Annotated in this window: 12 protein-coding genes and 1 riboswitch; of the genes, 8 read left to right on the top strand and 4 right to left on the bottom strand. The window is 71.8% G+C overall.

What is annotated here, in order from left to right; translation table 11 throughout:
- The first annotated feature begins 97 nt into the window (after positions 1 to 97).
- Complete coding sequence (gene trpD / locus ACFVJQ_RS02345) at positions 98 to 1,162, top strand: anthranilate phosphoribosyltransferase (RefSeq protein ID WP_385509419.1); 1,065 nt, start codon at positions 98 to 100, stop codon at positions 1,160 to 1,162.
- Positions 1,163 to 1,368: 206 nt separating this feature from the next.
- Positions 1,369 to 1,485, top strand: a riboswitch (SAM riboswitch).
- Between the two features lie 181 nt (positions 1,486 to 1,666).
- Positions 1,667 to 3,028: an aminotransferase class V-fold PLP-dependent enzyme gene (locus ACFVJQ_RS02340; protein WP_385780303.1), complete on the top strand. Its 1,362-nt coding sequence runs from the start codon at positions 1,667 to 1,669 to the stop codon at positions 3,026 to 3,028.
- 9 nt (positions 3,029 to 3,037) lie between these two features.
- Here ACFVJQ_RS02340 and ACFVJQ_RS02335 read toward each other — a convergent pair whose 3' ends face one another.
- Together ACFVJQ_RS02335 and ACFVJQ_RS02330 are read right to left on the bottom strand one after the other, a co-directional pair.
- Positions 3,038 to 3,319 carry an Lrp/AsnC family transcriptional regulator gene (locus ACFVJQ_RS02335; RefSeq protein WP_224734452.1) on the bottom strand — a complete coding sequence of 94 codons (282 nt, stop codon included), beginning with the start codon at positions 3,317 to 3,319 and terminating at the stop codon, positions 3,038 to 3,040.
- Positions 3,316 to 4,050, bottom strand: a complete 735-nt coding sequence (locus ACFVJQ_RS02330) for a rhomboid family intramembrane serine protease (RefSeq protein ID WP_385509417.1) — start codon at positions 4,048 to 4,050, stop codon at positions 3,316 to 3,318. The genes ACFVJQ_RS02335 and ACFVJQ_RS02330 overlap by 4 nt, the downstream gene beginning before the upstream one ends.
- Before the next feature lie 157 nt (positions 4,051 to 4,207).
- Between ACFVJQ_RS02330 and ACFVJQ_RS02325 the strand changes: the two genes are divergently transcribed.
- From ACFVJQ_RS02325 to ACFVJQ_RS02305, 5 genes are all read left to right on the top strand, one after another.
- The gene (locus tag ACFVJQ_RS02325) at positions 4,208 to 4,447 is read left to right on the top strand and encodes a hypothetical protein (RefSeq protein WP_055541554.1); all 240 of its coding nucleotides are present in this window, start codon (positions 4,208 to 4,210) and stop codon (positions 4,445 to 4,447) included.
- Between the two features lie 35 nt (positions 4,448 to 4,482).
- Positions 4,483 to 5,832, top strand: a complete 1,350-nt coding sequence (locus tag ACFVJQ_RS02320) for an NYN domain-containing protein (RefSeq protein ID WP_385509415.1) — start codon at positions 4,483 to 4,485, stop codon at positions 5,830 to 5,832.
- 268 nt (positions 5,833 to 6,100) lie between these two features.
- Positions 6,101 to 7,135, top strand: a complete 1,035-nt coding sequence (locus ACFVJQ_RS02315; RefSeq protein ID WP_129797455.1) for an NlpC/P60 family protein — start codon at positions 6,101 to 6,103, stop codon at positions 7,133 to 7,135.
- A 249-nt stretch (positions 7,136 to 7,384) separates the two neighbouring features.
- On the top strand, positions 7,385 to 8,398 hold the full coding sequence (locus ACFVJQ_RS02310; RefSeq protein WP_385780297.1) for an NlpC/P60 family protein: 1,014 nt from the start codon (positions 7,385 to 7,387) through the stop codon (positions 8,396 to 8,398).
- A 248-nt stretch (positions 8,399 to 8,646) separates the two neighbouring features.
- Positions 8,647 to 9,846: a hypothetical protein gene (locus ACFVJQ_RS02305; RefSeq protein ID WP_385780296.1), complete on the top strand. Its 1,200-nt coding sequence runs from the start codon at positions 8,647 to 8,649 to the stop codon at positions 9,844 to 9,846.
- Here ACFVJQ_RS02305 and ACFVJQ_RS02300 read toward each other — a convergent pair.
- Positions 9,834 to 10,370 (bottom strand): PadR family transcriptional regulator, encoded by a 537-nt coding sequence (locus tag ACFVJQ_RS02300; protein WP_385780293.1) that lies wholly within the window; start codon positions 10,368 to 10,370, stop codon positions 9,834 to 9,836. The genes ACFVJQ_RS02305 and ACFVJQ_RS02300 overlap by 13 nt on opposite strands.
- 91 nt (positions 10,371 to 10,461) lie before the next feature.
- On the opposite strand from ACFVJQ_RS02300, the gene ACFVJQ_RS02295 reads away from it, so the two are divergent.
- On the top strand, positions 10,462 to 11,784 hold the full coding sequence (locus tag ACFVJQ_RS02295; protein ID WP_385780290.1) for an MATE family efflux transporter: 1,323 nt from the start codon (positions 10,462 to 10,464) through the stop codon (positions 11,782 to 11,784).
- Here the strand turns inward: ACFVJQ_RS02295 and ACFVJQ_RS02290 are convergent.
- Entirely contained in the window at positions 11,745 to 12,983 is a 1,239-nt protein-coding gene (locus tag ACFVJQ_RS02290) for a glycosyltransferase 87 family protein (protein WP_385509410.1), read from the bottom strand. The genes ACFVJQ_RS02295 and ACFVJQ_RS02290 overlap by 40 nt on opposite strands.
- Between the last annotated feature and the right edge of the window lie 115 nt (positions 12,984 to 13,098).

Genomic DNA, 13,098 nt, shown 5'->3' with positions numbered 1-13,098 from the left:
TTGTTCGGACGGGGCCCTTCGCCGTGCCCGCGGCTGGATAGGGTGGACCTGTTCGAGACTCGTGTCCCGGTGTACGGGACTGACCCAGGAGCGGCTTATGAGCGCTGTGACCCCCGCTGGAGGCGACACCGCGGCGGGCCGTTCCTGGCCCGCCCTGCTGAACGGCCTGCTTCAGGGCCGCGACCTCAGCGCGGACGACACCGCCTGGGCGATGGACCTGATCATGCGTGGCGAGGCGACGGACGCCCAGATCGCCGGGTTCGCGGTGGCACTGCGCGCCAAGGGCGAGACCGTCGAGGAGATCGCCGGGTTCGTCCGGGCGATGTACGACCACGCGAACGTGATCGAGGTGCCGGGCGACACCGTCGACATCGTCGGCACCGGCGGCGACGGCGCGAAGACCGTCAACATCTCCACGATGTCCGCGATCGTCATCGCCGGCACCGGTGCGAAGGTCGTCAAGCACGGCAACCGGGCCGCGTCCTCGGCGTCCGGGGCGTCCGATGTGCTGGAGAAGCTCGGCGTCAATCTGGAGCTGACGCCGCAGCGGGTCGCGGAGGTCGCCGAGGAGGCCGGGATCACCTTCTGCTTCGCGGTGAAGTTCCACCCGGCGCTGCGTCATGTGGCAGCGGCCCGCGGGCAGTTGGGCATCCGGACGACGTTCAACTTTCTCGGTCCGCTGACCAACCCGGCCAAGGTGAAGGCACAGGCGGTGGGCGTCGCCGACCTCAGGATGGCGCCCATCGTGGCCGGCGTCTTCGCCGAGCGCGGCAACTCCTCCCTGGTGTTCCGCGGCGACGACGGCCTCGACGAGCTGACGACCGCGTCCACCTCCCGGGTCTGGGTCGTCCGGGACGGCAAGGTGACCGAGGAGAGCCTCGACCCGCGGGACGTCGGGATCGAGCTGGTGCCGCTGGAGGCGCTGCGCGGCGCCGACGCCTCGTACAACGCCGAGGTCGCCCGGCGGCTGCTCGACGGGGAGCAGGGCCCGGTACGGGATGCGGTGCTGCTGAACTCGGCGGCGGCGCTGGTGGCGCTGGCGCCGACGGCTGCGCCGCTGACCGAGCAGATCCGGGCCGGGATGGAGAAGGCGGCGGAATCGATCGACTCCGGTGCGGCGAAGCGGACGCTCGAGCGATGGGTGGCCGCGAGCAACGCGTAAGCGCTCCGATGGAACAGCCGCGATGCGCCGTCGATCGTCTGCGGCGCCATCGTGGCTGGTCGCGCCCACGCGGCGGAGCCGTATATCGGCACAGCCCCGCGCCCCTTCAGGGCGCTGCCGAACCGCGGCGTTCGGCAGCGCCTGAACGTTTCGGGATCCGGACAGGAGTTGCGCTTCGGCGATCAGGTCACGTAGTTTTCCGATCAGGTCATGAGCGACAGCTGAAAGGCCCCGGCCGGCTGTCCGGCAACCCTCCGTCCGTGGCGGGGTGCCCCGGGTGAAGACCAGGTCGTAGGCAGCGAGGTCTACGACAAGCGCGGACCCCTCGCACACTTTTGAACGAGTGTGGGACCAGGGGTCCTGGTCGTCGAGGGAGCCTTCCGTGAGCAAGCGAATGCGATAGGGCCGCAGAGCCCCGCCTCCGCACACCCTTTTCATCCTTCCCCGCGCTTGAGCCGTGCCGCTCGCGCGGTCATCTTCGCCTGCGATTACGGGAGTACACCCATGTCCGTCTCCACCGCTGCCGCCGCCCAGTCCGTTTGCTCCCCCCTGCCTGTTCTGGGCCGGGATGTCACCGTCCCGCTCGTCACGGGTGGCGAAGTCACCTACGCCGCGCTCGACTACGCCGCCAGCGCGCCCGCGCTGCAGCGGGTCTGGGACGACGTGGCGGCGTACGCGCCGTACTACGGCAGTGTCCACCGCGGCGCCGGATACCTCTCGCAGCTGTCCACCGACCTCTTCGAGAACGCCCGCAGGACCGTCGCCGAGTTCCTCGACTGCCGGGCGGACGACCAAGTGGTGTTCACCCGGTCCACCACCGACTCGCTCAACCTGCTCGCCGCCGCGCTCCCCGCCGACTGCCAGGTCTTCGTCTTCGAGACCGAGCACCACGCCTCGCTGCTGCCCTGGCAGGACGCCCGCGTCAGCTACCTCGACGCCCCGCGCACCCCGCAGCAGGCCGTTCAGACCCTGGAGCGCGCCCTGGCCGACCGCGACCCCCACGACCCCGCCCTCGTGTGCGTCACCGGGGCCTCCAACGTCACCGGCGAGCTGTGGCCCGTACGGGAACTCGCCGCGGCCGCGCACGCGCACGGCGCCCGGATCGTCCTGGACGCCGCCCAACTCGCCCCGCACCACCCGGTGTCGGTGCAGGACCTCGACGTCGACTGGGTCGCCTTCTCCGGGCACAAGCTGTACGCCCCCTTCGGCTCCGGCGTGCTGGCCGGCCGTGCCGACTGGCTGCGCGCGGCCGAGCCGTACCTCGCGGGCGGCGGTGCCAGCCGCAAGGTGACCCGGCGGGCGGACGGGGGAGTGGACGTGGAGTGGCACGAGAGCGCCGCGCGGCACGAGGCCGGGTCGCCCAACGTCATCGGCGCCTACGCCGTCGCGTCCGCCTGCAAGGCGCTCACCGAGGCGGGCTTCGACACCCTCGTCGCCCGCGAGCGGCACCTGATCGACACCGTGCGTGCGGGGCTCGCCGAGGTCCCGGAGGTCAGGGTGCTGTCCCTGTTCGGCGACGACGCCCCGCGGGTCGGGGTGATCTCCTTCGTGGTCGACGGCTGGAACAGCTCCCACTTCGCCGCCGCCCTGTCCGCCGAGTACGGCATCGGCGTCCGCGACGGCCTCTTCTGCGCCCACCCCCTCGTCCGCACCCTGCTGGGCAGCGACCCGCAGGCCCAGGGCGAGTGCGGTGCCCCCGAGGCCGCGCCCGGCGAGAAGTCCCTCAACGCGATCCGCGTCAGCTTCGGCGCGGGGACGCCGGACGAGCATGTGGAGCGCTTCGTGAAGGCTGTGAAGGAACTCGTCCGGCACGGCGCGAAGTGGCAGTACCGGACGGAGGAGGGCCGCTGCGTGCCCGTGGTCTAGACAGGCGACTCAGGAGTCCAGGCCGATGGCGAACGCCGCCTCCAGGTCGTGCTGCGAGTACGTCCGGAACGCCACGTGCGTGTCCGTCGCCTCCACGCCGGGGATCTTGCTGATCCGGCCGGGGATGACGTCGGCCAGGTTCTCGTGCTGCTTGACCCGGACCATCGCGATCAGGTCGTAGGTGCCCGTGACCGAGAAGACCTCGCTGACGGAGTCCAGCGAGGCGATCTGCTCGGCGATCTCGGGGATCCGGTCCACGCTGGTCTTGATCAGGACGATCGCGGTGATCACGGCTGGTTCTCTCCCTCGGTGGCCGGAGCTGGGGCGGCCTTCACTCTAGCTGTCCGGCCGAACCGCGCCCACGCGTAGAGGAAGCCCAGCGCGAAGCCCACCAGGTGGGCCAGGTAGGCCACCCCCGGCCCGCCGGTCGCCTGTCCCGCCGCCAGCCACTGCAGGGCCACCCAGAACGGCAGCACCACCCACGCCGGGAAGCGTAGCGGCAGGAAGAACAGGAAGGGCAGGAGGCTGGTCACCCGGGCGCGGGGGAAAAGGAACAGGAACGCGCCCAGCACCGCTGAGATCGCCCCCGAGGCGCCGACCAGCGACTGCTCGGAGCCGGCGTGGGCGCCCGCGTACCCGAGCAGGGCCAGGTAGCCGCAGCCGACGTAGAAGCAGGTGAACTCGACCCGGCCCATCCGTTCCTCGGTCATCACCCCGAACACGTAGAGGAAGAGCATGTTGCCGAGCAGATGCAGCCAGCTGCCATGGACGAAGAGGGCCGTGGCCGGGGTCAGGGCTGCCCTCGGGGCACCCTCGAACAGTTCTGCGGGCACGACGCCCCAGTGGCGGAAGTAGGCCTGCTGCGCGGCGAGCAGCGCGTCGCCGGAGCCGTACGCCGGAGAGAGGCCCGAGGCGGGGCCGGTCAGGAAGATCAGGCAGCACAGGGCGATCAGTCCGTACGTCACCGGCGCCGCCGGCCGCCGGACCGCCCGGCGGGCCACCGCACTCCACTTGCTGATCATGAACACAGAGCATGACGTAAGCGGACGCAACAGCACAGACCGCCTCGCCGCCGGGAACAGACCGGCGGCGAGTACGCGCCAGGCCGTAGGGTTACGAGCCACACGCTCCAGGGAAACTGGCGCATCACGGAAACTAGAAGGAAAGCGAACAGCCACGATGACGGTTCCCCTGCCCACCGCCACCACGCGGTGGCGCTGCACGCTCTGCGGCAACCTCACCCGGTTCGATGTGACCCGCTCGTCGAAGGTCGTCGAATACGTCCACCTCGATCTGGCCGGTGAGCCGAAGGTCGAGGAGCGTGAGGTGGTCAGTGAGACCATCGAGTCGGTGCGCTGCCGGTGGTGCAACGCCGTGGATCAGGTGGAACTCGTGGACAGGCCGGGCGCCGGCTCCTGACCGGGGGCGGGCCCCTACGGGCATTGGGGTGACGGATGGTGGAGACCGCAGGCGGGGGGCCGGGCGACGGCACCGCTGAGGTGCTCGACCGACCACTGCCCGAAGGGGTGCGCCGGAGGGTCGTGCAGATCGTCTCCGACGGCTTCGGCGGGCTGACCGTCGCCGAGTTGCCCACACAACTGAGGCAGTACGCCCGGTTCGCCCCGAATCGCCGCGCCAAGTTCGCAGGCAACGCCATGGCCGCGGCGCTGGAGACGGACCCGCTGTTCCGGCAGCGCATCGGCGAGAAGCTGAGGGAGGCTCAACCGGAGCTCGCGGGCGCCCTCGACTCCGGTGCGCCGCCGCCGGCCGCGGATCCGCTGGACGTGGCCGCCGCGGCCTATGTGCTGCGCCCCACCGGCTGGGTCAAGCTCGTGACCGCCGCCGGCGAGGAGGCCCTGCGGGCGGACGCCGAGCGCGCCGACGAGGAGAACCGGGCCGAACTGGAGCGGCTGCGCGCCGAACTCGCCGCCGCCCGCGACCACACCCGCGCCGAGACCGAGCGGCTGCGCGCCGAGCTGGAAGCCGCCAAGAAGGAAGCCGAATCGCTTCACCGCAAGCTGCGTGCCGCGCTCAGCGACGTCAAGCGCGGTGAGGCGGCCCTGCGCAAGGTGCAGGGCGAGATCGAGGCCGTACGCGCCGAGGGGCACGCGCAGGTGTCCGCCGCCGAGAGCGAGTCGCGGCGGCTCAAGGCGCGGCTGGGGGAGGCCGAGGCAGCCCTGGAGGCCACCCGGAAGGCCGCGCGCGAGGGGCGCAGCGTCGAGGACATGCGGGTGCGGCTGCTGCTCGACACCGTGCTGGACGCGGCGCAGGGGCTCAGGCGGGAGTTGGCGCTGCCGCCGGTGTCCGTACGTCCCGCCGAGACCGTGGACGCGGTCGAACCGGGACGAATGACCCCGAAGGACATCGCCGCGCGGGCCCTGTCCGAGAACGACCCCGCGATCCTCGACCAGCTCCTCGCGCTGCCGCAGGCACATCTGGTCGTCGACGGCTACAACGTCACCAAGACCGGCTATCCCCAAATGCCCCTGGAGAAGCAGCGGTTGAGGCTGCTCGGGCAGCTCTCGCAGCTCGCCGCCCAGTCCGGTGCCGAGGTGACCTGTGTCTTCGACGGAGCCGAGCTGGCCGCGCCGGTGCTGCTGGCGCCGCCGCGTGGGGTGCGGGTGCTGTTCTCCAAACCGGGCGTCACCGCGGACGAGTTGATCCGCCAGCTGGTGCGCGCCGAGCCGCCGGGCCGTCCGGTCATCGTCGTCTCGACCGACCGTGAGGTGGCCGACGGGGTGGCACGGGCGGGGGCACGGCCGGTGGCGTCGGCAGTGCTTCTCAAGCGATTCCAACGAGGTTGAGTCTGTTTTCAACGGGTTTGAGCCTGCGCGGCATACATCCCATGTACTACGTAACGCCTCAACCGCAACGTACGGACCGCTTGCCCGAATTGGTGTGATCTGCGTACAACGTAGCGTCAAGCGGGCGTCACATCATGTGAGTTGTGAGTAAAGAATGCAGGGTGTGACGGGATTTTTCAGCTGAGGATTTGAACTGATCACAGTCGGGTCACTAGGGTCTGCTCGAACCTCCGACCGGGTGATCACTCACATGAAGGAGCTCGCCCCCGTGGCGTCCCACCGTCGACCCAAGCAGCCGAGTCGCGCACGAGTGACCGTGCTGACCACCGCAGCCGCCGCTGCCGTGGCCCTGAGCTCGCAGGCCGCCAACGCCGCGCCGAGCGAGAAGCCGAGCAAGGACGAGGTCAAGGCCAAGGTCGACAAGCTCTACGAAGAGGCTGAGCAGGCCACCGAGAAGTACAACGGGGCCAAGGAGAAGCAGGAGAAGCTCCAGAAGGAGATCTCCACCATCCAGGACAACGTCGCCCGCGGTCAGGAAGAGGTCAACGAGCTGCGCGACGGCCTCGGTTCGATGGCCACCGCCCAGTACCGCTCCGGCGGCATCGACCCGTCCGTCCAGCTCTTCCTCTCCGCCGACCCGGACGACTACCTCGACAAGGCCTCCACGCTCGACCAGTTGAGCAGCCAGCAGGTCGAGGCGCTGAAGAAGATCCAGGAGAAGCAGCGCGAACTCGCCCAGGAGCGCGCCGAGGCCTCTGACAAGCTCAAGGACCTCGCCTCCACCCGCACCGAACTGGGCAAGAAGAAGAAGGAAGTTCAGGCCAAGCTCGCCGAGGCGCAGAAGCTGCTCAACACGCTGACGGCCGCCGAGAAGGCCGCCCTCGCCGCCGAGGAGGAGCGCGCCAGCCGGTCCTCCGAAGCCCGCGTGGACCTCGGCAACACCGGCGCCGCCTCCGGCCGGGCCATGGCCGCCTTCCAGGCCGCCCAGAGCAAGATCGGCTCGCCCTACGTCTACGGCGCCTCCGGCCCGTCCTCCTTCGACTGCTCGGGCCTGACCTCCTGGGCCTTCGCCCAGGCCGGCGTCGCCATACCGCGCATCTCGCAGGACCAGGCCAACGCCGGTACGCGCATCTACAGCCAGTCCGACCTCAAGGTCGGTGACCTGGTCATCTTCTACGGCGACCTGCACCACGTCGGCTTCTACGCGGGCAACGGCCAGGTGCTGCACGCCCCGCGCACCGGCACGGTCGTGCGCTACGAGTCGATCAACAACATGCCGTACCAGTTCGGCGTCCGTATCTGATCCACGGGCCGCGACCCTTCAAGATCAGCACGGCGTGCCGCCCGAACGGGCGAATTACGGCAACCGCGACTGACCCCACGCCCCGCCGTTGACCTGCGTCAGCGGCGGGGCGTCACGTTGTGTGGCCGCGGATCTCTTTGGTCGGCGCCCCGCGACGGGGCTACTGTCTGCCGCGTTTCCCCACCGCCGGGCTCCCGTCCCGGCACCGGGGGATTTTCCTGTCCGCCAGTGGAAGGAGCGCGGCTACCCGTGGGGTCCCATCGCCGCCTTGCACCGTCCGGGTTCGACCGGGGCGCCTGCGTGGCGCTGTCCGTCCTGTCGGCCACCGCGGCCGCCCTCGGCACCCTCCCGGCGCAGGCCGCGCCGCACGACGACACCCGCGCCGAGGTGGACCGCCTCTACGCGGAGGCCGAGAAGGCCACCGAGGCCTACAACAAGGCCGACGAGCGCACCGACGCACTGCGTGGGCAGGTGAGCCGGGCGCAGGACCGGGTCGCCCGGCAGCAGGAGCGCATCAACACCCTGCGGGAAGCGCTGGGTTCGCTGGCCGGCGCGCAGTACCGCTCGGGCGGCATCGACCCCTCCCTCGCGCTGCTGCTCTCCGAAGACCCGGACGAATACCTCGACAAGGCGTCCGTCCTCGACCGGATCAACGCCCACCAGGCCGGGCAGTTGAAGGACCTTCAGGAGGCCATGCGCGAACTCACCCAGGAGCGCGCGGAGGCGGCCGAGAAGCTCGGCGAACTGGAGAAGAGCCGCAAGGCCGTCGCCTCCCACAAACGCACCGTCGAGAAGAAGCTCGCCAAGGCCCGCCGGCTCCTCAACGCCCTTCCGGACGACGAACGCGCCGCCTACGACCGGGCCTCCCGTTCCGGCCGCTCCGACCTGCCCGACTTCGGCGGCGCCGTCCCCGCCTCGGGCCGAGCGGCCGCCGCGGCCGCCGCCGCCGTGTCCGCGGTCGGCAAGCCGTACGTGTGGGGCGCGAACGGCCCCAGCGGCTTCGACTGTTCCGGCCTCATGCAGTGGTCGTACGCGCAGGCCGGGGTCGCTCTGCCGCGCACCTCGCAGGCCCAGCGGGCGGCGGGCCGGCAGGTCCCGCTCTCCGAGGCCCGGCCCGGCGACCTGGTCACCTACCGCTCCGACGCCAGCCATGTCGCGATGTACATGGGCAACGGCCAGGTGATCCACGCCCCCTACCCCGGCGCGCCCGTGCGCTACGACCCGGTCGGGATGATGCCGGTCTCGGCGGTCACCAGGCCCTAGTGCCGCGACAGGCAACGTTCGCCCCGTCGCGACGCCCGGCACGCTCCCCCACTGCCTCAAGGGCGTGGGAGGTACCCCCACTCGCCGCACCGGCCGAAAGCCCAAGTACATCCAGTACGAGGGCTTCCGGCCGCGGCACTCCCCCAGCCTCCGGCCGGGGGGACCCCCAGAGCACGCACCGGACGCCGCTCCTTGACGGGCAAACGTTGCCTGCCGCGGCACTGGCACCTCCCCGTACGATCGGGAGGATGGCTGGTCGAGGGCGTGCGTCGGGATCCGGAGTCGTGGCGCTCTGTCTGCTGCTCGTCTCCCTGCTCGGCTCGCTGGTCGCTTGCGGCGGCCGGCCCGCCGCCGACCGCGCCGAGGCCGAAGTGCAGCGGCTGCTCGACCGGCGGGCGGCCGCGCTCCTCGACCGCGACGAGAGCGCCTACCGGCGGACCGGTACGGCGGTGGGCTTCACCAACCTGCGCGCGGTGCCGCTCGCCGACTGGTCGTACGAGGTCACGGCCGTGCACCGCACCGGCGACACGGCCACCGCCGACGCCGAACTGCGCTACCGCCTCGACGGCCCGGACAAGGCGCCGGTCACCGCCGGCCGCACCCTGGGCCTCGACCGTGCCGCCGACGGGCAGTGGACCGTGGTCTCCGACCGGCCCGCCCGCACGTCCGGCCAGCAACTGTGGGACCAGGGTCCGGTGACGGTGGTCCGGGGCGAGCACAGTCTCGTGCTGGGCGTCGGCCGGTCCCGCGCGGCGCTGCACGCCTTCGCCGACCTGGGGGACCGCGCGGTGCCCGCCGTGACGGACGCCTGGGGCACCGCCTGGAGCCGGCAGGTCGTGCTGCTCGTGCCCAGGTCGCTGGAGGGGATGGCGGGTCTGCTCGGCTCGCCCGCCTCCTCCTACCGCGGGATCGCCGCCGTGACGACCGGCGAGACGGGGGCGGAACAGGCGCCCGCCGACCGGATCATCGTCAACCCCGACGCGTACGGGGTTCTCGGCGACGTCGGCAAGCAGGTCGTCCTCACCCACGAGGCGACCCATGTCGCCACCCGCGCCCATACCAACGCCGCGACCCCGCTGTGGCTGTCCGAGGGATACGCCGACTGGGTCGGCTACCGCGACAGCGGGCGCCCCCCGGCCCAGGCCGCGCCGGAACTCGCCCACGCCGTGACCTCGGGTGACGTCCCGGCCGCGCTGCCGACCGACGCCGACTTCGGCTTCACCGGCGCTTCCACCTCGCTGGCCCGGGCGTACGAGGGCGGCTGGATGGCCTGCCGGATGATCGCGGACCGGTGGGGCGAGGCGCGGCTGGGCGAGTTCTACCGGGCGGTCGGCGCCCACGAGAAGCGGGCGGGGGCGGTCGAGGGCGCGCTGAAGGACGTGCTCGGGACGACGCCGGAGGAGTTCACGGCGCAGTGGCGGCAGTATCTGCGGGATCAGTTCGGCTGAGGCGGGTCCAGCCGGGCAATGGCCTCTTCCAGCCACGCCCGCTCCGCCTCGCCCGTCGCCCGGGCCACCCGCAGCATGCCCTGGCGGAACAGGTCGTCGGCCTCCTCCGCCCGTACGGGATCGCCGTCCCGGTAGAAGAAACTCGCCGGGGTCTGCAGGAAGTCGAGGCGGCGGCGGAGTACGGCGGCCTGCTCCCGACGGTCCGGCAGGTGACGCAGGAAGGCCAGCACCGTGTTGAAGCGCGCCTGGTCCGTGATGTCCGCGGGCTTGGGGTGGCGGAGCCGTTCCAGGAGGTCCGCGCGGCCCTGGTCGGTGAGTGACAGCATGCGGCGGGGCGCCGCGCTCGTGCCCGGCTCGGTGTGCTGGTCGAGCTTTCCGGCCGCGATCAGTCGGCTGATCGCCGGGTAGAGGGCCCCGTCGCTGACCGGGCGGACGTGGCCGGTCAGGGCCTTGATGCGCTCTTTGAGTTCATAGCCGTGCAGCGGCTCTTCGGCGAGGAAGCCCAGGATCGACAGCTCCAGCATCCGGCTCCGGTCCCTCCTTGCGGGTGTCGTACGGCGATGGTACCTCTTATCGAGCTACCTCTAATCGAGGTATCCAGCCAAGGGGCCCGCCGTGAACGCACACCGCAAGCAACTCGTCTCGCTCGCCCACCCCGTCTACCTCTCGCTCCTCGCCTCCGTCGCCGCCGGAATCATCAACACCGTCTGGGTCGCCCGGCTCGGCGGACCGGCGGTGGCCGCCGTCGCCGTCGCGACCAACACCGAGAACGTGCTCCTTGGCATCGCCCTCGTCTTCGGCTCCGGTACGACCGTGCTCGTCGCCCACGCCCGGGGCGCGCGGGATCCGGCCGCGGTGCAGGCGGCCGTGCGGGGCGGCTGGGCGTTGTGGGCGGTGGTCACGCCGGTGGTCGCGGTGGGCGGGTTCCTGCTGCGCGAGCCGCTGGCCCGGCTGGTCCTCGGCGGCGAGAGCGGTGCTCTCCCCCTGGCGGTCGGTTACTTCGCCGTCTCCCTGCCGGGCATGGCCGTCTTCTTCGCGCAGAACCTCGTCGACGGGATCCTCAAGGGCGCCGGCGACACGAGGACCCCGATGCGGCTCGCCCTGCTGGCGGGCGGGCTGATCCTGGTCTGCGATCCCTGGCTGATCCGCCTGTACGGCGTCCAGGGCGCCGCCGCCTCGACCGTGCTGTGCCGGTCCGTGGCCCTGGCGTTCGGGCTGGCGGCGCTGCGCCGGAACGTGCTTCTGCGGGAGTGCGCGGGGACGGGGCCGGCACCCCGGACGAGGGCGGCGCTGCGCCGCACGCTGCGGACCGGGCTGCCCATGGCCGCCGACTTCACCGTGCGGCAGGGCGGGGCGCTGGTAGTGGTCGCCATCGTGGCGCGGATCGGGGGGTCGGCCGTGGCCGCGTACTCGATCGCATACAAGGTCATGTACGTGGCGACCATGGCGTTCTACGCGGTGCGGCAGGCCGCCGCCATCCACACCGCGCACCTGCTCGGCGCCGGACGCCGCGAGGAGCGGGCGGCGATCGGGCGGGAGGCCGTGCTCGTGGCCGGGGCGGCGGGGCTGGCGGCCGTGGTGGTGCTGGGGGTCGCAGCGCCCTGGATCATGGCCGCCTTCGGCGCCGGACCTGCCGTCGCCCACGACGGGGTGCTGTTCCTGCGCTGCATCGGGCCCTACCTCCTGCTCATGGCCTGCTTCATCGCGCTCGGCGGGGTCCTCGAGGGGAGTGGTGGCGCGCCCGTGCTGCTACGGGTGACGGTGGCCGGCACGGGACTCCAGCCGGTGCTGGCGTACGGGCTGTCCGGGCTCGGGCTGCCGGGCGTGTGCCTGGCGTCGGCGCTCGCGATGGGAGTGCAGTGCGCGGCGGTCCTGGTGCTCTTCCGGCGGGCGCGGCGTCAGGAGGAGACCGGGGTCTCCTCGGTGCGGGCCGGGTGACGGGGGAACGGGGCTTTCACGGCGGGCCGGGACACCGTCGAGCGCCACAGGGTGCGGGCCGCGGTGAGTGTGGCGAGGACCAGGAGCCCGTTGCGGAAGAACAGGAGGGTGATGCCGAGGGCGTCGCTCGCGACGACATGCGAGAACCAGAGCGGGAACTCCAGCACCGTCGCGAAGGACGCCGCCAGGACCAGACCGGCCGGCAGCCGCATCCCGCTGCGGGGAAAGCACAGGCACACCGCCGCGAGACCGACCAGCCACACCAGGTACTGCGGGCTGATCACCCGGCTCGTGGTCGTGAACATCAGCACCGCCACGAACGCCGCATCCGCGAGCGTGTGCGACAGGAACCGCGAGGCCATCAGCCGCCACAGCAGCAGCCAGCCGAACGCCATCCCGGTGAGCGCCAGCGCCGCGGAGCTGACGACGTCGACGTACGGGCCGAGGAACTCCACCGAGCCGTAGTTGAGCAGCACCTGCCCGTCCCAGCCGTAGTGCCGCGCCACATGGAAGACGAGGGCGCCCAGCGACTCCACCTCGGTGCCCCGGTCACGCTGGAAGGTCAGGAAGGCGAACGCGCCGGGCATGGCGAGCGCGAACAGCGCCGCGAGCGCCCCGGCCGTCACCGTTGCCGCGGCCCACGCCCGGCGCCGCACGGCACCGATCAGCAGCAGCACCGGCCACACCTTCAGCATCGCCCCGAACCCGGCCAGCGCCCCCATCAGCCGGGGATGCCGCTGGCCCGCGAGGAGCGCGGCCACCGCGACGGCGGTGACCATCACGTCGTAGCGCGCGTACACGGTCGGCCCGAGCAGCGGTACGCCCACCACCCACACCCAGGCGCCGCGCACCGACCGGCCCGGCCGCAGGCCCGCGTACAGCAGCAGGGCGAGGACGACGAGGTCGGCGAGGCAGGCGAGGACGAAGAAGGCCTGCGCATAGTCGAGGAAGAACAGCAGCGCCGGGGAGAGGATCGGCAGCGCGGCGGCGGGCGGGTACTGCCAGGTGACGTCGTCCAGCGGGAACGTCCCGGTGCGCAGCACTTCGTACCAGCCCTGGTAGATCACGGAGACGTCGCTGGTGACGTCCGGGCCGGGGAAGACGATGACCTTGAAGACGAACAGGAGCAGTGCCAGGCGGGTCAGTCCCCAGATCACCAGCAGCCCTGCCAGGGACCGCGTGCCCTGCGTCCTGTCCACCGAAGCCCCTGTTCGTGGTCCGTGTCCGCCTTCGGGGCGCTGCCCCTCGTGTGCGGGGCCATGATCTCCCGGCCGCCTGTACGAGAGCCGTGCAGCGCGGCCGTACCGAGCTGCG

Origin of the sequence: Streptomyces sp. NPDC127197, from assembly GCF_042672405.1 — a bacterium.
In the GTDB taxonomy this organism is placed as follows: Bacteria; Actinomycetota; Actinomycetes; order Streptomycetales; family Streptomycetaceae; genus Streptomyces; species Streptomyces flavusporus.
Note: the sequence above shows the minus strand (reverse complement) of the source record. Positions and strands in the feature narration are given on the sequence as shown.